The organism is Alcanivorax sp. 1008 (assembly GCF_020667895.1).
In the GTDB taxonomy this organism is placed as follows: Bacteria; Pseudomonadota; Gammaproteobacteria; order Pseudomonadales; family Alcanivoracaceae; genus PGZG01.
On the sequence record NZ_JAFMPS010000002.1, the window covers coordinates 157,464 to 175,927 of the forward strand.

Below are 18,464 nucleotides of genomic sequence, written 5' to 3' on the forward strand. Positions count from 1 at the left end.
ACCTCGTGCGCCGCTGCGCAGGTCGTTCGATGCTTACCAAGATAAAAGAGCCTGCACATAGGGAATTTCTGATAAATGGCTAATATAATCGACAACTTGACTAAATGGCTTTCAGAGCGCCCCCAGTGGCTCCAGATTGCGGCTACTCGGCTACTTCAGCAGTCTGAGCTTGATGACAAGGACGTCTCTGAGCTCGCAAACCTTTGCCAGCAGGAAGCCGACGGCAAGCTGCCCAAAACGACCTGTTCCTTTCCTGCTACCGCGTTCTCCCAGGGCGCAGCAGGCTCCCTGCGTTTGTGTTCAATCAGTGAAATCGAAGGAGTAAACGCCCTTGCTCCGAAGAAGCCACTTGAGTTCGGTAAGGGCAATATCACGATTGTTTATGGCAACAACGGGTCAGGCAAGTCCGGTTACGTCAGACTCCTCAAACATGTATGCGGAGCCCGCGAGACGGGCACCCTCCATCGCAATGTCTATAAGCCCGGCTCTGTCGCACAGAAAGCCTGCATTTCGTTTGAGCAGGACGGCGTACCGAAGACTCATACCTGGTCTGGTCAAGGTATCTGCGATGAGCTTAATAGCGTTGATATTTTCGACACCTCGTTTGGCAAGGTCTTTGTTAGCAGCGAAGACGAGGTGAGCTACGAGCCGCCGGCTCTATCGTTCTTCAGTTCACTCATCCTCGCATGTGAAAAGGTCGCATCGGCATTAGACAACGAGGCCAACCGGCACCATTCCAAAAAGCCAAATATTCCGGCTGACAAGAAGGTAACTCCAGAAGGCATCTGGTACGAAGCCATCAGTGCCAAGACCACCACCCAGGACATCGACAAGCATTGCGCATTTAGCAGTGCTGACGATACCGAGATGCAAACGCTGCAGCAGCGCCTTGCCGAACAGGCACCGGCAGAAAAGGCGAGGCAGCTTAGAAAGCAGAAACAGCATATCGACACTCTGGTCCAGGATGCCCAAAAGTATCTGGAACAATTATCGGACGAGAATTACCGACGGATCATTGCAGCCAAGAAGAAGTCGATCCTCAAAAAGACGGCGGCAGATACGGCGGCGCAAAAGGTGTTCTCCGGCAGCGAGCTGGAAGGCATAGGCTCCGATGTCTGGAAAGAACTTTGGGAAGCGGCCCGGAACTATTCCGTATCGGCTGCCTATAAAGAAGCCGAATATCCGAATGTTACTAATGGTTCCTATTGTGTCCTGTGTCACCAGACCTTGTCCCAGGAGGCCCAGGAGCGGTTGGCCTCCTTTGAGAATTTCGTGAATGGCGAAATGCAGAAAGCCGCATCCGATGCGGCCAAGGAATACGAGACCGCCAGTCAAACTATCGAGGCGCTACCGACATCGGAGGCGCTGAAGACTCGTATCGATGCGGCTGGCATTCCACAAGATGAAGTCGCCAGCCAAGTTACGCATTTCTTTGCCCAATTGCAGGCCAGAAAAGACCTGCTTCCTGAGATCGATTCCGAAGAAGCCATTCCCGATCCGCTGCTCTCACCGAAATGGATTGAAGCAGCCAGCGCCCAGTCGAAAAGCCTAGATGAACTAGCGGAAAAATATGACGAAGATGCCAAAAGTGACAATCGGGAGGAGATCAAGAAGAAGCTAAACAACTTACAGGCCAGAAGGTGGTTGTCTGAGCACCGCGCCGCCATTGATGAAGAAGTCGCCCGGTTGAAGCTACTGAACCAAATTCAGGAAGCCAAGAAGTCGACCAACACCAAAGCCCTGTCCCTGAAGAAAGGGGAGCTGGCAGAAGCCTTGATCACGGATGCGTTCGTGCAAAGATTCAACTCGGAGCTCAAGGCCCTTGGCGCGTCTCAGGTGAAGGTCGAGCTCGTGAAGTCAAAAGTCTCCAAGGGCCGCGTCCTTCATAAGCTCCAGCTTAGAGGGGCCTCTCAGAATGGGCTCGCCGATGTCCTGAGCGAGGGAGAAAATAGGATCGTTTCCATTGCGGCATTTTTGGCCGATGTCACCGGCAAGAGCAATCAGGCCCCGTTTATTTTTGACGATCCAATATCCTCGCTAGACCAAAGCTATGAGGAGGCTGTGGTTCAAAGGCTGATCGAGTTATCTCAGGATAAACAGATCATTGTCTTTACTCACCGCCTGTCCTTGCTGGGAACAGTCCGGCATTTTGCCGAGAAAAAGACCATCAGGACCGATGTGGTGAGCATCCGCTCTGCGGACTGGGGGACCGGAGAGCCAGCCCCCATTCCACTTTCGCAGAGCGATATTAAATCCGCCCTGAACACACTCATGAATCAGCGGTATCAGGATGCAAAAAAGGCGAGTGAAAATGGCGAGTTTGAACATGCCGAAATCTTGATGAAGTCGATATGTAGCGACTTCAGGACATTGGTGGAGCGCTCTATTGAAAATGATCTGCTGTGCGGGGTGGTTCAAAGATTCCAACGACCGGTCCATACGTTGAAACTCAAGGATCTGGCCAAATTAAAGGGCACCGATTGCAATCGCCTTGATTCGCTCATGACTAAATACTCAGGGTTTGAACACTCGCAGCCAACAGAATCACCTGTGGAGCTGCCCAAGCCAGACGATCTTTTGGCTGACATGACTTCATTGAAAACCTGGCGTGAGGATTACGCAAAGCGCACCGCATGAATTGGATGAGCATCGAACAATCAAATTCGCTCGGACTGAAAAAAGCGCCGCTCCTTCGTCGCTCCGCTTTTTACAGCGGGTGATGTGAGGCGTTATGTTTCCACGCAATCACAGACATCCCAATCTATGAGCCAGAATGAAATACGCAATAGTTAACGGAGAAAGGGTAGAGGCAGAGCCTGGCCGCACGGGGGAATGCCCATGCTGTGGCTCAGAGATGGTATCTCGATGTGGCGAAGTCAAAGTCAACCATTGGGCCCATAAAAGAAAAAGAGATTGTGACACTTATTGGGAAAATGAGACGGAGTGGCACAGAGAGTGGAAGGACTATTTTCCGGAAGAATGGCAGGAAACCGTTCTAAAAGATGAAGACACCGGAGAGCGGCACATTGCCGATGTTCGAACTGGAGATGGCTTTGTAGTTGAGTTTCAGTATTCTCACATTAAGCCGGAAGAGCAAAGATCCAGAGAACGATTCTATAAAAGAATGGTATGGGTATTAAATGGATCAAGAAGGAAAACTGATTCTAAGAGGTTCACTAAAGGCTTCGAAGATTTCCGTCGAACCGATCAAAAGGGAATATTCATTGTACCTTTTCCTGACGAAGCCTTTCATAAAGCTTGGACAAATTCATCTGTTCCAGTTTTTTTTGAATTTGAGGAGTGCATGGGCGCAGTTTGGGGGCTTCTGCCGGGGCGGAAAAATGGATATGCGATATCCTTATGTGTGTCAAAGAGTCAATTTGTTGAATTTGCAAGAAGCGGTAAATTATTTGAGAAGTTAAAAGAAATTAGTGGGAATTCTAAAACATAACAAGACGCTGAAATTCTTGATCACGCTGAGGCGTGGAGTAATTATTAATCCTATTATAGGAAGTTGTAATGAAAAAAAACGTGATTTTTCTTATGAGTATATTTGTATTTTTTGCATTAACAGCATGTGCAAGCCCCGGCCCAATGCAAACATCAACCGGCCCAATGCATACCGCTGCTTTTAGGCCGATTATACTGGACAAGGTCAATGACGGTTCGAAAGAAGTTCTTTTTAAAGAATACACAACGATGTACGACGATAAAAAGCTCCGGAAATGGGGTGTTTTCTTTATCACTGATAAAGGTGTCTACATGGCACACTGGGTTACAAGTGGCTATGTATACGAACTTGATTACCAGTTAAAGGCCGAAGAAATATCAGAAATTTTGGATGACACTGTTATAAGGGACTTTTGGTTTGATTCGAATTTATTGGTAATCAAAGACATACGGGGTAATAAGATTGGATTTCCGCTCCGCGGGAAAATAGCAGCCAGGGCGCTTTTGCAAGGCTTTCTAGATAGTAAAAAGTAGCGCCTGTGGGCTCACGCCGCTACGCTCACCATCCTCAAAAGCACCATGAAGAATGCTAGCGTGGCTCCGTAAAGAATTACAGAAAATGCTACATGAATAGAACACAACAGGCACACAAGGAACCCGGCGTGAAATTGGAGACTCAGGTAACTGGAAATATCGGAATGTATTATGCTTGTTACAAGCTATCGTGCATGGGCTGGAATGTTATGCCAACAGCCAGAAATGCACGGGGCATTGACATAATTGCATACAACAAAAAAGGCACCGAGTTTATTGGGGTTCAAGTAAAATCACTTTCAAAGCGAAATCCAGTTCCGCTCGGAAACTCACTTGAAAAAATTATGGGTGACTTCTGGCTCATCGTAAACAATGTCGCAAAAGAGCCAAATGTTTTTGTTCTTTTACCCGAAGAGGTAAAGTCATTGGCTCATCGCGGAGAAAAAGAAGGGCGCGTATCTTACTGGCTGCAACCGACCTCTTACGATCATCATCAATTCAAAGAGGCGTGGCATCGCATAGGACTTGGCCATGAAACCTGGGACTCCGGAAGCTCCTGATCTTCTAATTCAAGCCCCAACTTCTCTTTATTTCACGCCACATTTTCACTTGTAAGCTCTTCACCACACTGGCAAACGGCCACCCGTAGAGCACTTCTCGACACAGTGATTTTCCCTGCCAGAAAAGAGCTCATTCGACAGCGTTTCCCCGATCTATCTAGCCTCGCTTGGTTCGCCTAGGTTCATTTAGAGCCACCCATAAAGACTGGCGTCAGCAGGATTAAGGAAGGAGCAATAAGGGGAACTCGTCGTACTCGGCAGGCTCAGGGCATGTCAGCTTAAGCACCTCAAATCAAAGCAACTCAACCCCAAACCGCCGCATCACCACCCCAAACCCTGCAAACAACACCACCGTCATCACCACGCAAGCCAGCAACGTCGGCCAGAATCCGATCCTCGGCAACAACGCCGGAAACGCCAGAAACATTGGCAAGGTCGGCAGTACATACCAGAAGGTGTACCAGGCGTGGTTGGCAATCTTTTCCTGCGGTTGCTGTTCCACATACAGCCAGATCAATGCCAGCACGGTGACCAGTGGCAACGCAGCGATCAGGGCGCCGAGCTTGTCACTGCGTTTGGCCACTTCGGATACGGCCACCACTACCGCAGCGGTAATGAAGTACTTGGTCAGCAACCAACTCACGCGCTAGCCCCCTGCATGGAATAAGGAAATTCTGTCTGGCGATTGATCATTGGCTCGAACCAGTATCCTCGCTGGTTAAAAAGCCATAACGGAAGTTTTCCACCTCGCCCTTCCAGACTAGCTCAAGCTGGCCATCAACCACCCAGCCCACTTCGCCGTAGCGTGGCACCTGCATGCCATCAACCAACTCGTAGTTGCGGAATTCGCCTTGCCAGGGAGTTTTGCGATAGCCGCCATCGAACTGGCCAAAGCGGCCGTCCGTGTACATGCCGGTTATTTGTCCGGTTTCGTTGAAGCGGAACTCAACTGAGACGGTGTTGCCATTGTCGGTGAGCGAGGCGATGGCGGTGTTGTCATCCACCGCTGTCCATTGCACACCGGCCTGGGGCAGCAACGCGGTGGGATACCAAGGCGCCTCTGCCAAATAGCGATGCAAGGCACCAGAGTTCAGCTCGGCGATATTTTCTGCCTGCACTACGCTGATCGCGCCATACAGGCTGACGCGGCCAACGCCGACACCCATGTTGTAGCTATCCAGCACGGAGACATAAAAGCCGGGGCGCACTGCCACGCGGGCATTCCAGACAAAGCCCGGAGCCACTGGCACCACCCGTTGTTTGGCGGTGAAGGCTGTCCAGTCGGGGCTGCTGACGGAGGTTCTCAGGATTCCGCTTTGGCTAAGATCCACTGCACCAATCAATGGCTGGCCATCGGTTAGTGCATAGCGAAAGTAACGGGCCACGGGCGCTGGCAGGTCCGCCAGCATGGAGGATTCGTAGACCTGATAAGGCAGGTCCGCCGCGGCGCGCAACAGGCTGTACTTCTGTTCGGCAACCCGCTTGCTCTCGGCGTGTTGCAGGAACAACAACGCCAGGGCAAACAGCGCCGGCACGATCAATCCCGCAAGCATCCAGCGCTTGCCCCTGTTTTTACCGCCTTCTTTAGTACTCATGCTGGCCACGTTCCTTAATCTGAAATTCTGCAAAGCGCCCTGCTATCCGAATGGCCTGCTCTAGCGAAGCCGCCACTGATGAAACTTGCGCACCCACTCCAACAAGCCCTGCGGCGCATGGGCTCGCTTCCACTCTCCGGCCACGTACTTGTTGGCCTCCATAAAGGTGGGATATGCATGGATGGTGCCAAGAACCTTGTTAAGGCCCAGGCCGTGGCGCATGGCCAACACGTATTCGGCAATCATTTCGCCGGCATGTGCGCCGACAATGGTGACGCCCAGAATCTTGTCCTTGCCCGGTACAGTGAGCACCTTGATATAGCCGTAGGCTTCATCTTCCGCAATGGCGCGATCCAGATCGTCGATGCCGTAGCGGGTGATTTCATAGCTGACGCCCTGCTGCCTGGCTTCCTGCTCATTCAGGCCAACGCGCGCCACTTGCGGGTCACTGAACACCACAAAGGGAATCACCGAGTAATCCACCTGAAACTTCCACACAAAACCGAACAGCGCGTTGACCGCCGCATACCAGGCCTGATGGCCGGCCACATGGGTGAACTGGTATGGCCCGGTGACATCGCCGCAGGCGTAGATATTGGGCAAGCGGGTTTGCAGATACTCGTTGGTTTCGATGGTGCCGTCGCGGCGTAGCGGAATGCCGAGCACATCCAAACCCATTTCTTCCGTATTCGCTTCGCGCCCTACCGCCACTAGAATCGTATCGCCGGTAACTTTGGTGCTACTGCCCTCTTTGCCCGCCGGGGCGCATTCAATGGTGCGCCGGCTGCCTTCCAGCACCACGCCCACGGCGCGGTGGCCGGTGATCACGCGAATGCCTTCCTGCTCGAAGCGAGCCTGCACCGCAGCGCCCACATCTTCGTCGTCGCGCGGCAGCAAGCGATCCATAAATTCAATAATGGTCACTTCACTGCCCAGGCGCCGGAACGCTTGCGCCAGCTCGCAACCGATTGGCCCGCCGCCCAGCACCAGCAGATGTTCCGGCTGGGTTTCCAGCTGCCATAGGTTTTCTGAAGTGAGGTAGCCGGCGTGGGATAGTCCAGGGATTAGCGGCACTTTCGGGCGGCCGCCGGTGGCAATCACGATATGCCGGGCGGTTAGCGGGCGGCCCTCCACTTGCACGCTCCATGGCGTGGTCAGGGTGGCGCGGCCTTTAATGCAATCCACACCCAAAGCGCTGTAACGATCCACCGAGTCATGGGGTTCGATATCGCCGATTACCCGCTGGATGCGTTTCATTACGGCGGGGAAGTCCACCGTCGGTGCGGATGCCTGCAAACCGAACTGCTCCGCGTTGCGAATCTGGTGGGCGGTGTGGGCCGAACGAATCAGCGCCTTGCTGGGCACGCAGCCGGTGTTCAGGCAATCGCCGCCCATCTTGTTGTCTTCGATCAGGCTGACGTTGGCTTTTACTGCGGCAGCGATATAGCTGGTCACCAGACCGGCGGCGCCACCACCAATCACAATCAGGTTGCGATCAAAGTGCTTGGGCTTTTTCCAGCCGCGATAAACGTGGCGGCTACGGATGCGCTCCAGCAGTTTGCGGGCGATCCATGGAAACAGTGCCAGCAAGGCGAACGCACCGATCAAGCCCGGCGACAGAATGCCGGCGGTGGATTCCAGTTGCGCCAGCTGGGTGCCCGCGTTCACAAACACCAGGGTGCCGGGCAGCATGCCAAGCTGGCTGACCCAATAGAAACGCCGTGCCTTGATCTTGGTAAGGCCCATGGCAAGGTTGATAACGAAGAACGGAAACACTGGCACCAGTCGCAGGGCGAACAGGTAGAAAGCACCGTCCCGTTCGATGCCAGCGTTGATCTTGTCGAGGGAGCCCTTAAAGCGTTTGGCCACCGCATCATGGAACAGGGTGCGCGACAGCAGCATGGCCAGAGTGGCACCAATGGTGCTGGCAAACGACACCACCAGGGTGCCGGCGAACAGGCCAAAAATAGCCCCGCCAAGCAGGGTCAGCAGGGCCGCCCCCGGCAGGGACAGGGCCGCCATGATGATATAGGCCACAAAGTACAGGCCGAGAAGCTGGAACGGCTCGGTCTGATAGTAGCGTTGCAGGTCGTCCTGGCGGGCGCGAATCGCCTCGAAGGTCAGGTGCTGATCCAGCCCTAATCCGAACCAGGCCAGCACCGCCGCCACGATAATCGCCACCAAAACCATCTTTTTACCCACAACCGCCTCCTGTGATTCGTCTCCCGGAGCGTTACACTACCCCGGTTAGCAATAATTGAATAACCCTCATCCTCGACTGGAGAGTTCCGTGTCACAGCCTGTTCTGCCTCGCGGTCCCTGGCCCGCCACTCGCCTGCGGCGGATGCGCCGCGATGCCTTTTCCCGTCGCCTGATGCAACAGACGGTGCTGACCCCGGCGGATCTGATCTGCCCGATGTTCGTTATAGAGGGTAGCAACCAGCGCGAGAGCATTGCCTCCATGCCCGGGGTTGAGCGACTGAGCATTGATCTGCTGGTGGCCGAGGTGCAGCGGCTGCGGCAGCTGGACATCCCGGCGGTGGCATTGTTCCCGGTGACACCACAGCAAGCGAAAAGTCTGGATGCCGCCGAGGCCTGGAATCCCAATGGTCTGGCCCAACGCGCCGTGCGCGCCATCAAGGAAGCGGTGCCGGATATGGGGGTGATTACTGACGTGGCGCTGGACCCGTTCACCAGCCACGGTCAGGACGGCATTATCGACAGCGACGGCTATGTGATGAACGACATCACCATTGAGGCGCTGGTGAAGCAGGCCCTGAGCCATGCCGAGGCCGGCGCGGATGTGGTGGCGCCCAGCGATATGATGGACGGCCGCATTGGCGCGATTCGCTCGGCACTGGAACAGGCCAGTTATGTGCATACTCGCATCCTTGCCTATTCGGCCAAGTATGCTTCCGCCTATTACGGCCCGTTCCGCGATGCGGTGGGCTCCGCCGGCAATCTGGGCAAGGCCGACAAGAAAACCTATCAGATGGACCCGGCCAACGCCGACGAGGCCCTGCATGAAGTGGCGCTGGATCTGCAGGAAGGCGCCGACATGATTATGGTCAAGCCGGGCATGCCCTATCTGGATATCGTCCGGGCAGTGAAGGAGACCTTTCGGGCACCCACCTTCGTGTATCAGGTCAGTGGGGAGTACGCCATGCATATGGCCGCTTTCCAGAACGGCTGGCTGGATGCGGACAAGGTGATTCTGGAGTCGCTGACTTGCATCAAACGGGCGGGCGCGGACGGCATCCTGACCTATTTTGCGCCACGGGCGGCGGAGTTGTTAAAGGGCTGAACAATTAAATCGCAGCGCTGTCATCCTGCTGACATCCTGCTGACATAGAAACGTTGCGGAAAGATTGCACTAGTTGAACAAAGAGCGTTCGCGGCCAAAGCCGCTACTACATAGATTGGGTGGATCGCATGAATGACATGGCGGCTGGACAGCCGGCAATGGATCTAGGCAAGCCGGATTACTACATTAACCGGGAGCTAAGCCTGTTGCAGTTCAACCTGCGCGTGCTTGAGCAGGCCAGCGATGAGCGCCACCCGTTGATGGAGCGGCTTAATTTTTTGCTGATTTTCTCCAGCAACATGGACGAGTTTTTCGAGATCCGTGTGGCCGCCCTGCAAAACCAGCTGGAAACCGGGGCCGGCACACCGGGGCCAGACGGCATGCTGCCCGGCGAGATCCTCAAGCAGATCGGCGAGATTGCCCATGAGGCGGTCAACCGTCAGTATCATTTGCTTAACGATGTGCTGCTGCCCGCACTGGCCGAGGAAGGCGTGAACTTCCTGCGCCGCGAATTCTGGACGGCAGAACAGGCCGACTGGGTAAAGCGCTATTTCCGCGATCAGATTTATCCGGTGCTGACTCCCATCGCACTAGACCCGGCCCATCCCTTCCCACGCCTGGTGAACAAAAGCCTGAATTTTATTGTGCCGCTGGAAGGCAAGGACGGCTTTGGCCGGCAAAGCGGCCTGGCCATTGTGCCAGCGCCGCGTTCGCTGCCACGACTGATTCGCATGCCGGATGATATCTGTCAGGACGGTAACGACAATTTTGTCTTCCTGTCGTCAATGATTCACGCCCATGTCAGTGATCTTTTCCCGGGCATGAAGGCCACCGGCTGCTACCAGTTCCGGGTAACCCGTAACGCCGACTTGCAGGTCTCCAAAGATGTGGACGATCTGGCCAGCGCACTTAAAGGCGAGCTGCTGTCGCGCCGCTATGGCGATGAAGTACGCCTTGAAGTGGCCGACAACTGCCCGCGCCAGTTGATTGATTATTTGCTCAAGCAATTCGAGTTACGGGATCAGGATCTTTACGAGGTCAATGGTCCGGTAAATTTGGCTCGCATGTTCACGGATGTAAAAAAGCCGCGCCTGCATTACCCGCCCTTTAGCCCACGTACGCCGGCTGTTATCCGTAATAACGATAGTCTTTTCGACGCCATGAAGCAGGGCGATATCCTGCTACACCATCCGTTCGATTCGTTTAACCCGGTAATCAGCTTTCTTGCGGAAGCAGCTCGGGACCCCAAGGTGCTGGCCATCAAGCAAACCATTTATCGTACCGGCACCAACTCGGAAATTCTTGATCACCTGGAAACCGCGGCACGAAACGGTAAAGAAGTTACCGCAGTGGTGGAGCTGCGCGCCCGCTTCGATGAAGAAAGTAATATTGAAGGCGCGCGGCGCTTGCAGGAAGCCGGCGCCATCGTTGTCTATGGTGTGGTGGGCTACAAAACCCACGCCAAGATGATGCTGGTGGTGCGGCGCGAGGCGGACGGCATCAAACGCTACGCCCATCTTGGCACGGGTAACTACCACGCCAAGACAGCCAAGATTTATACGGACTATGGTTTGCTGACGGCGGATGAAGATCTGTGTCAGGACGTGCACAAGATTTTTCTTGAGCTAACCGGCATGGGTAAGCCAGCCCGCCTTAAGCAGCTGAAGCACTCCCCTTTCACCCTGCACAAATCCATTCTTGAGCTGATCGAGTTCGAAACCGAGCAGGCACTGGCGGGCAAGCCGGCGCGCATCATTGCCAAGTTCAACGCATTGACCGAACAACAGATCATTCAGGCGCTGTATCAGGCCAGTCAGGCGGGCGTGGAAATCGATCTGATTATTCGCGGCATTTGCTGCCTGCGTCCCGGCATTCCCGGGCTCAGTGACAATATTCGGGTGCGCTCTATTATTGGCCGCTTCCTCGAACATACTCGGGTTTATCATTTTCACCACGAAGGTGAGGAGCTGGTGTATTGCTCCAGTGCCGACTGGATGGAGCGTAACCTGTTTAACCGCATTGAAACCTGCTTCCCGATTCTTGATCCGGTGTTAAAGAAGCGGGTTATTGATGACGGCCTGATGCTATATCTGCAGGACAATTCCAGATCCTGGGCACTGGATGCGGACGGCAGCTACCGGCGCGTGGAGATTAATCCGCAGGAGCCCATGGTGGCGCAGCAGGTTCTGCTGGAAAAAATCTGCGGCTAAGCGCCCCCTACTTTACGGTTAGGGTGTAGCCGGCGACGCGGAAAAATTCCTGCTCCTGCTCGAAGTCCGCGAGCGTTAACGGATGATCTTTCAACCAGCCGGCAGGGAATGTCAGCGCCAGCGTGTCTTCACCGGCACGCAGGCGAATATCTGGCAGCGCGGTGTCATAACGGCCGTGATGCAGCAGCGCGGCGATGCGCAGCAGCAGCGCCAGACGCAGCAACGGCATCTGTTCTTCCGGCTGACGTTCTGCAAATGCGGCCAGCGGCACCTTGCGCCGATGGGCGCGAATCAGCAACGCTACCAGATCCTGCTCCTGACGGGAGAACCCGGACAGATCACTGTTCGATAACAGGTAGGCACCATGCTTGTGAAACTGGGCGTGGGATACCGCAAAACCCACTTCATGCAACAACGCGGCCCAACGTAATGTATCGATCAGGGTATCGCCGGCCAGCTTCCAGCTTTTACAGGCCTGACCATGCAACGCCATGGCGGTGTCATGTACCCGCTGGGCCTGCACCTCGTCCACGCGATGACGTTTCATCATTGCCTGAATGCTGCGCTCGCGCACATCCTCGTGACTGAAGCGGCCGACCAGATCATAGAGCACACCTTCGCGCAGGGCGCCGCTGGAGAAGTCCATCTTCTCCAGACCAAGCTGCTCGAAAATACCGGTCAGGATGGCAACGCCGGCAGGAAAGATTGCGGCGCGATCCTCACGCAGGCCTTTCAGATCCAGATTGTTGATATGGCCACTGCGCAATAGCCGTTTACGAATTTTCTGCAAGCCTTCAAGGGTGACAGCACCATCACTCCAGCCATTGTCCTGGCATACCTGGGCAATGGCCTTGATGGTGCCCGAAGCGCCCACCGCCTGCTGCCAGCCCAGATTCCGGTATGCGGCCTCAATGGACAGCACTTCCCGCCGGGCCGCAGTAATGGCTTTGTTAAAAGGCTTCTCGGTGATCTCGCCATTGTTGAAGTAGCGCTGGCTGAAACTGACGCAGCCCATATGCAGGGATTCGGTTTCCACGGATTCGAAGCGCTCACCAATAATCAGCTCCGTGCTGCCGCCGCCAATATCCACCACCAGCCGACGACTGCCGCCATTGTCCGGCAGAGTATGGGAAACGCCGAGATAGATGAGACGTGCTTCTTCCCGTCCGGCGACAATCTCGATGTCATGGCCAAGCAGCTTTTCCGCCCGGGCAATGAACTGGCGGGCATTGCGCGCCACCCGCAAGGTATTGGTGCCCACCACCCGCACGGAGCCCAGCGGAATACCGCGGATGCGCTGGGCAAATCGACTCAGACAATCCAGCGCCCGTTGCTGGGCGTCCTCGGTAAGGCGGTTATCACTATCCAGCCCCGCTCCCAGCTGGACCTTTTCAGACAGGCCTTCCTGTAAACGAATCTCGTTCTGAGCAAGTACGGCCACCACCATATGGAAGCTGTTGGAGCCAAGATCAATGGCGGCGAGCTGTTTCTGTTCATCAGGCAAGGCAGAATCCTCCTTTATTCACGCCGATTGTACGCCCTCTGCAGGGGGATGGGATTGATCATCGTGACATCGACAGCGAATCTCTATCGACATCATCGTTACGATTCCTTGAAACAGCCGGGCCCGGTGCTGGTATGATGCCCGCCTGTATAAATACTTCTTCAGGAGAGAATCATGAGCGGCGATATCATCCATGTCACCGATGCCAGCTTCGAGCAAGACGTACTGAAAGCCGAAGGTCCGGTGCTGGTCGACTACTGGGCGCCCTGGTGCGGCCCCTGCAAAATGATCGCCCCGATCCTCGACGAGGTGTCGAAAGAGTACGAGGGCAAGCTGACTGTGGCCAAGATCAACATCGATGAGAACCCGGACACCCCGCGCAAATTCGGCGTGCGTGGTATCCCGACTCTGGCGGTGTTCAAGGGCGGCAGTGTTGAGGCCACCAAGGTTGGTGCACTGTCCAAATCACAGCTGACCGCGTTCCTCGATAGCACCCTCTGAGACTGGCAGGTGGTGCCCGGCCATACCGGGCCATCCGTCCATTGATCACATAATGGCCGGCCGGGGCTAGACAGCCCCGGTGCAGGCTGTTAGATTCCGTCAGGCGTTAGACGCTCCCTTAGACTTTCGGCCCCTCGCCGAACCCGTTTTCCCTTGCGAAAACCCTGATCCTGCACCTCCCCGGTGCAAGCCCCGATAATTTCCGGAACCTGACCATACACCCATGAATCTGTCTGAACTTAAGAAAAAGCCGATCAGCGAACTGATCGAAATCGCCAAGCAGGCGGGCCTCGATAACATGGCTCGCACCCGTAAGCAGGATGTGATTTTTTCCATTCTGAAGAAAGTTGCCAAAAACGGTGACGATATCTCCGGTGACGGGGTGCTTGAAATTCTGCAGGACGGTTTTGGTTTCCTGCGCAGCGCCGAGGGCTCCTATCTAGCCGGCCCTGACGACATCTACGTTTCCCCCAGCCAGATTCGCCGTTTCAATCTGCGCACTGGTGACACCATTGCCGGCAAAATTCGCCCCCCTAAAGAAGGCGAACGTTACTTTGCCATGCTCAAGGTTGATGAAATCAACTTTGACCGCCCTGAGAACGCCAAGAACAAGATCCTGTTCGAGAACCTGACGCCGCTGTTCCCCACCGAGCGCATGGTGATGGAACTGGGCAATGGCTCCACCGAAGACATCACCTCCAGAATCATCGATCTGGTTGCCCCAATCGGCAAAGGCCAGCGCGGCCTGATCGTGGCACCGCCGAAAGCCGGTAAGACCATGCTGCTGCAGCAGATCGCCCATTCCATCGCTCGCAACAACCCGGAAGCACATATGATCGTGCTGCTGATCGACGAGCGTCCGGAAGAAGTCACTGAAATGTCGCGCACCGTGCGCGGCGAAGTGGTTGCTTCTACCTTTGACGAGCCGCCAGCACGCCACGTTCAGGTGGCCGAAATGGTGATCGAGAAAGCCAAGCGTCTGGTTGAGCACAAAAAGGATGTGATCATCCTGCTTGATTCTGTGACCCGTCTGGCCCGCGCCTACAACACCGTGCAACCAAGCTCTGGCAAGGTACTGACCGGTGGTGTGGATGCCCATGCACTGGAAAAGCCGAAGCGTTTCTTTGGTGCGGCTCGAAACATCGAAGAAGGCGGCTCGCTAACTATTCTTGCCACCGCGCTGGTAGAAACCGGCTCGAAGATGGACGAAGTGATCTTTGAGGAATTCAAAGGCACCGGCAACATGGAACTGCATCTGGACCGCAAGGTTTCCGAGAAGCGCGTGTTCCCGGCCATCAACATCAAGAAGTCCGGCACCCGTCGCGAAGAGCGTCTGGTCAGCGAAGACGAACTGAAGAACATGTGGATTCTGCGCAAGGTACTGCATCCCATGGACGAAATCGGCGCCATCGAATTTTTGATCGACCGCCTCAAGCAAACCAAGACCAACGCCGAGTTCTTTGACTCGATGAAGCGCAAGTAAGACGATCCGGGCCGGCCTTAGCCGGCCCTTTCGTTTGTATCATTTGTTTTTCGATTTTCAGGGAGCCGACATGACTGATACCACTGCCATCGAAGCCGCCGTGTTCCGCCGCCTGCTGGAGCATCTGGACAGCCGCAAGGACGTACAGAATATTGAACTGATGAATCTGGCCGGATTCTGCCGCAACTGTCTGTCGAAGTGGTACGTGGCCGCCGCTGACGAACAGGGCGTAGCTATCGACCAGAGTGCCGCCCGCGAAATTATCTACGGCATGCCCTACGACCAGTGGAAGGCAAAATATCAGACCGAAGCAACGCCAGAGCAACTGGCCAGGTTTGCGCCACCAAAGGACTGAGCCGTGGCCGCTGGATCAGGCTTGCTGACCCCCATCCGCAATCTGCTGCAACAACCGCTTCCCACTGCAGTTGATCACCGGCGCATGCTGATTGTGGCGGTGGTCACGTCCGTGGCGCTGATCATCAATCATTACCTTGCCATACAAACCAGTCTTGGCGAAGGGCTGCAATGGTTTGCCAATCTTACCGACCAATCCGTCGCTCCCTGGTTCCGCTGGCTGCGCCAGTCCCCCTGGGGAACGCTGTCAGGCCATGCCTGGTGGGGCATGTGGCTGCTGATTGGTTATGTACTGGTGCCGGTACTGGCGATCAAGCTGCTACTGCGCGAGTCACCCATGGAATACGGACTTCGCCTGAATGATGTGTTACACCACTGGCGTTACTACGCAATCTTCGGCGGCATCATGGCCGGCATGGCCATTCTGGCTTCGTTCAACAGCACCTTTTTAAACACCTATCCTTTTTATCATCTGGCCGGCCGTAGCTGGACTGATCTGCTGCTGTGGGAGCTGATCTATGTAATGCAGTTTTTCTGCATTGAGTTCTTCTATCGCGGCTTTCTGTTGCGCGGGCTGCAACCGTCGCTGGGCATTGGCTCGATTTACGTATCCAGTTTGGTGTACCTGACCATTCATTTGCCCAAGCCATTTCTTGAATGTGCTGGCTCGTTATTATTCGGACTTATTCTGTGTGTGCTGGCCAGTCTTAGCCGCTCCATCTGGGGCGGTGTATTTGTTCATGTTTGTCTGGCGGTGAGCATGGACCTGTTGTCTCTGTTTCAGCGCGGCCAGCTTCCCGGCCAATAAAAAAATGCCCGGCACAAGGCCGGGCATATCAACACAAGCAGGTTAAATCAAACGCCAATCACACCACCGTCCGTGCGGGTAATAACCACCGTGGTAGAGCGGGGGCGGCTGACCCCATCATTAGCCGGGAAGTTAGAGGTAAACTCGCCGGGCTGCGAACGATCACCTGGATGCTGGATATTAACAAACATGGTCTTGCGATCCGGCGCCATTACCACCCCTGTCACTTCCGCATCCTTGGGGCCAACCAGGAAGCGGCGAATCACACCGGTATCGGTTTCCGCAGCAAGCATCTGGTTATTACCAAAATCGCCATCGGCGCTTAGACCTGCCTGCTGATTACCTGACATATCTGTCTGAATCCACAATACACCGGCGCCGTCGAACCAGATGCCGTCCGGGCTTGCAGCGATATTGTCCTCGGTCAAAGGCATTTCTGAAACGTCACCGGGGAACACCGCGCCGGCCATCGGGCCACTGGTGCCACCGGCCAGCATAAAGATATCCCACTGGAAAGAAGTTGCAGCAGAGCTGCCATCTTCCAACCAGCGAATAATATGGCCGGTGGTGTTGCTGGCGCGCGGATTGGGTTCGTCCGTGGTGGCGCGGCTGGAGTTATTGGTCAAAGTAAAGTAGACCATGCCAGTGCGTGGACATACTGCGCCCCACTCCGGGCGATCCATTTTGGTGGCGCCGGCAATATCAGCGGCCAAACGGGTATTCAGCAGTACGTCACCCTGATCGGCAAAGCCGTCGAAGTTAATTCCGCTAACCACGTTGCCGTCTGCCGCCGCTACCGCCGCTGCGAAAGTGGGGTCATCCAGATCCAGCGCTAACCACTCACCGGAACCATCACCATTGAACTTGGCAACATACAGGATGCCTTCGTCGAGCAGATCATCACCACGCATTCCCTGCTGGTAGACGTTTTTGCTGACAAACTTGTAGATGTATTCGTTACGGGCGTCGTCGCCGGAATAGAACACCACCGGCTCACCAACCACCGGAGCTGCAAAGACGATTCCTTCATGGCCAAAGCGGCCCATGGTGGTGCGCTTCTTCGGTGTGGAGAACGGATCAAACGGGTCGATCTCCACAATCCAGCCCATGGTGTTGGCTTCATTACGGAAATCTTCTACCGCTGAGGCGCCGGTGGAGCCGCAATCGAAACGAGTGCTGAGGTTGTTGCCCAGCGCCGGAGTGGCAGTTTCCCACTGGTAACGACTGGTCTGACCGGAATGGGGCACACCATAACGAAACTGTTCGCGCGGACGGCTGGCAGAGTCGTCGGTGGAGTTACGGAAGTAGCCGGACCAGTTCTCTTCACAGGTCAGGTAGGTGCCCCACGGGGTGTAACCGTGGGAGCAGTTGTTCAACGTGCCACGGGCAAGAACGCCGGTGGGGCTGAACTTTGTTTTCAGCTTGTCATTGCCACGAACCGGGCCACGCATTTCCATCTCGGTCAATGCGGTGATACGACGGTTATAAACACCAGCAACCACTTCCCAGTTGGAACCGCCGGCTGCGCTGCGACGGACTTCCACAACAGAAACACCGTGGGCAGCCATTTCCTTGAGCACTTCATCCTGCGGGCGCGGCGCCGCACTGGGGCCGTCAGCATGAAATACTTTTGAGTCAATGTACTCATGGTTCAACACCAGCAGGCCATGATCAGAGGCACCGTTGATGGGGAAGAAGTGCATGCCATCATGATGGGAGCCGACCTGCTGCAACTGCTCGGTGCCGGTGTTCATGCCGTCATCACGGAATGCGGGAAAGCTTCCCAGGATCGGCGTGCCCCAGGGAATCAGTGGCGTCCACTGGTAGCCCGCTGGCAGAGTAATGGTGTCAGCACGGGAAGTTGGAATGGCGTCAAAAGTAATACGCGGCGCTTGCAGCGTCTTACTGCCGTCAGCGCTACTCGAGTCGCCACCACAACCGCTCAAGCCAGCACCGAGGAAGCCCACAGCTGCAGCGCCCAGCGTACCTTGCAGCACCGTACGGCGGGAAAAACGGGCCTGAATAATATCGGCCATATGGGTGTTAGACGACAGATTGGACATCGGCTCACTGCCGCTATCAATCAGCTGCTGATCAATATTTTCCTGAATAGTCATGACGTTTCCTCGAAACAGGCACAATGTTGAAATGGCGCCACAAT

At 55.2% G+C, this 18,464-nt stretch carries 15 protein-coding genes; 10 read left to right on the forward strand and 5 right to left on the reverse strand.

The features are described 5' to 3' along the window. Nucleotides 1-75 precede the first annotated feature (75 nt). The 4 genes from J1C54_RS03545 to J1C54_RS03560 all read left to right on the forward strand — a co-directional run bounded on the left by J1C54_RS03545 (nucleotide 76) and on the right by J1C54_RS03560 (nucleotide 4,544). Entirely contained in the window at nucleotides 76-2,637 is a 2,562-nt protein-coding gene (locus J1C54_RS03545; protein ID WP_229144549.1) for a hypothetical protein, read from the forward strand. Between the two features lie 136 nt (nucleotides 2,638-2,773). After that, entirely contained in the window at nucleotides 2,774-3,451 is a 678-nt protein-coding gene (locus J1C54_RS03550) for a competence protein CoiA (RefSeq protein ID WP_229144554.1), read from the forward strand. A gap of 68 nt (nucleotides 3,452-3,519) precedes the next feature. Next, nucleotides 3,520-3,984: a hypothetical protein gene (locus J1C54_RS03555; RefSeq protein WP_229144555.1), complete on the forward strand. Its 465-nt coding sequence runs from the start codon at nucleotides 3,520-3,522 to the stop codon at nucleotides 3,982-3,984. A 128-nt stretch (nucleotides 3,985-4,112) separates the two neighbouring features. Further along, on the forward strand, nucleotides 4,113-4,544 hold the full coding sequence (locus tag J1C54_RS03560) for a hypothetical protein (RefSeq protein WP_229144556.1): 432 nt from the start codon (nucleotides 4,113-4,115) through the stop codon (nucleotides 4,542-4,544). Between the two features lie 292 nt (nucleotides 4,545-4,836). On the opposite strand, the gene J1C54_RS03565 is transcribed toward J1C54_RS03560, so the two are convergent. The 3 genes from J1C54_RS03565 to J1C54_RS03575 are packed head-to-tail and all read right to left on the reverse strand — an operon-like array spanning nucleotide 4,837 to nucleotide 8,341. After that, nucleotides 4,837-5,187 carry a DUF3147 family protein gene (locus tag J1C54_RS03565; protein ID WP_229144557.1) on the reverse strand — a complete coding sequence of 117 codons (351 nt, stop codon included), beginning with the start codon at nucleotides 5,185-5,187 and terminating at the stop codon, nucleotides 4,837-4,839. 46 nt (nucleotides 5,188-5,233) lie between these two features. Beyond that, the gene (locus J1C54_RS03570; protein WP_229144559.1) at nucleotides 5,234-6,139 is read right to left on the reverse strand and encodes a DUF6544 family protein; all 906 of its coding nucleotides are present in this window, start codon (nucleotides 6,137-6,139) and stop codon (nucleotides 5,234-5,236) included. Between the two features lie 60 nt (nucleotides 6,140-6,199). Continuing rightward, a complete protein-coding gene (locus J1C54_RS03575; protein WP_370635602.1) occupies nucleotides 6,200-8,341 on the reverse strand; it encodes an FAD-dependent oxidoreductase in 2,142 nt (713 codons plus the stop codon). Between the two features lie 88 nt (nucleotides 8,342-8,429). Between J1C54_RS03575 and hemB the strand changes: the two genes are divergently transcribed. Together hemB and ppk1 are read left to right on the forward strand one after the other, a co-directional pair. After that, nucleotides 8,430-9,443, forward strand: a complete 1,014-nt coding sequence (hemB, locus tag J1C54_RS03580; RefSeq protein WP_370635603.1) for a porphobilinogen synthase — start codon at nucleotides 8,430-8,432, stop codon at nucleotides 9,441-9,443. A gap of 128 nt (nucleotides 9,444-9,571) precedes the next feature. Continuing rightward, nucleotides 9,572-11,653, forward strand: a complete 2,082-nt coding sequence (ppk1, locus tag J1C54_RS03585) for a polyphosphate kinase 1 (RefSeq protein ID WP_229144561.1) — start codon at nucleotides 9,572-9,574, stop codon at nucleotides 11,651-11,653. A gap of 7 nt (nucleotides 11,654-11,660) precedes the next feature. On the opposite strand, the gene ppx is transcribed toward ppk1, so the two are convergent. Continuing rightward, nucleotides 11,661-13,157 (reverse strand): exopolyphosphatase, encoded by a 1,497-nt coding sequence (gene ppx, locus J1C54_RS03590; RefSeq protein WP_255612486.1) that lies wholly within the window; start codon nucleotides 13,155-13,157, stop codon nucleotides 11,661-11,663. Nucleotides 13,158-13,331: 174 nt separating this feature from the next. Here ppx and trxA point away from each other — a divergent pair, with 174 nt between their 5' ends. From trxA to J1C54_RS03610, 4 genes are all read left to right on the forward strand, one after another. Then, entirely contained in the window at nucleotides 13,332-13,658 is a 327-nt protein-coding gene (trxA, locus tag J1C54_RS03595) for a thioredoxin TrxA (RefSeq protein WP_229144563.1), read from the forward strand. 223 nt (nucleotides 13,659-13,881) lie between these two features. After that, nucleotides 13,882-15,141 (forward strand): transcription termination factor Rho, encoded by a 1,260-nt coding sequence (gene rho / locus J1C54_RS03600; RefSeq protein ID WP_229144565.1) that lies wholly within the window; start codon nucleotides 13,882-13,884, stop codon nucleotides 15,139-15,141. 70 nt (nucleotides 15,142-15,211) lie between these two features. Next, nucleotides 15,212-15,496, forward strand: a complete 285-nt coding sequence (locus tag J1C54_RS03605; protein ID WP_229144567.1) for a DUF1244 domain-containing protein — start codon at nucleotides 15,212-15,214, stop codon at nucleotides 15,494-15,496. A gap of 3 nt (nucleotides 15,497-15,499) precedes the next feature. Next, nucleotides 15,500-16,303, forward strand: coding sequence for a CPBP family intramembrane glutamic endopeptidase (locus J1C54_RS03610; RefSeq protein ID WP_229144569.1), 804 nt, complete (start codon nucleotides 15,500-15,502; stop codon nucleotides 16,301-16,303). A gap of 47 nt (nucleotides 16,304-16,350) precedes the next feature. Here J1C54_RS03610 and J1C54_RS03615 read toward each other — a convergent pair whose 3' ends face one another. Beyond that, a complete protein-coding gene (locus tag J1C54_RS03615) occupies nucleotides 16,351-18,420 on the reverse strand; it encodes a PhoX family phosphatase (protein ID WP_229144571.1) in 2,070 nt (689 codons plus the stop codon). Between the last annotated feature and the right edge of the window lie 44 nt (nucleotides 18,421-18,464).

What these genes read in the sequence shown, in the direction of transcription:
- J1C54_RS03615 (WP_229144571.1), bottom strand. Translation starts at nt 18,420, where the DNA reads ATGACTATTCAGGAAAATATTGATCAGCAGCTGATTGATAGCGGCAGT.
- J1C54_RS03545 (WP_229144549.1), top strand. Translation starts at nt 76, where the DNA reads ATGGCTAATATAATCGACAACTTGACTAAATGGCTTTCAGAGCGCCCC.
- J1C54_RS03605 (WP_229144567.1), top strand. Translation starts at nt 15,212, where the DNA reads ATGACTGATACCACTGCCATCGAAGCCGCCGTGTTCCGCCGCCTGCTG.
- J1C54_RS03550 (WP_229144554.1), top strand. Translation starts at nt 2,774, where the DNA reads ATGAAATACGCAATAGTTAACGGAGAAAGGGTAGAGGCAGAGCCTGGC.
- J1C54_RS03555 (WP_229144555.1), top strand. Translation starts at nt 3,520, where the DNA reads ATGAAAAAAAACGTGATTTTTCTTATGAGTATATTTGTATTTTTTGCA.
- ppk1 (WP_229144561.1), top strand. Translation starts at nt 9,572, where the DNA reads ATGAATGACATGGCGGCTGGACAGCCGGCAATGGATCTAGGCAAGCCG.
- J1C54_RS03570 (WP_229144559.1), bottom strand. Translation starts at nt 6,139, where the DNA reads ATGAGTACTAAAGAAGGCGGTAAAAACAGGGGCAAGCGCTGGATGCTT.
- trxA (WP_229144563.1), top strand. Translation starts at nt 13,332, where the DNA reads ATGAGCGGCGATATCATCCATGTCACCGATGCCAGCTTCGAGCAAGAC.
- rho (WP_229144565.1), top strand. Translation starts at nt 13,882, where the DNA reads ATGAATCTGTCTGAACTTAAGAAAAAGCCGATCAGCGAACTGATCGAA.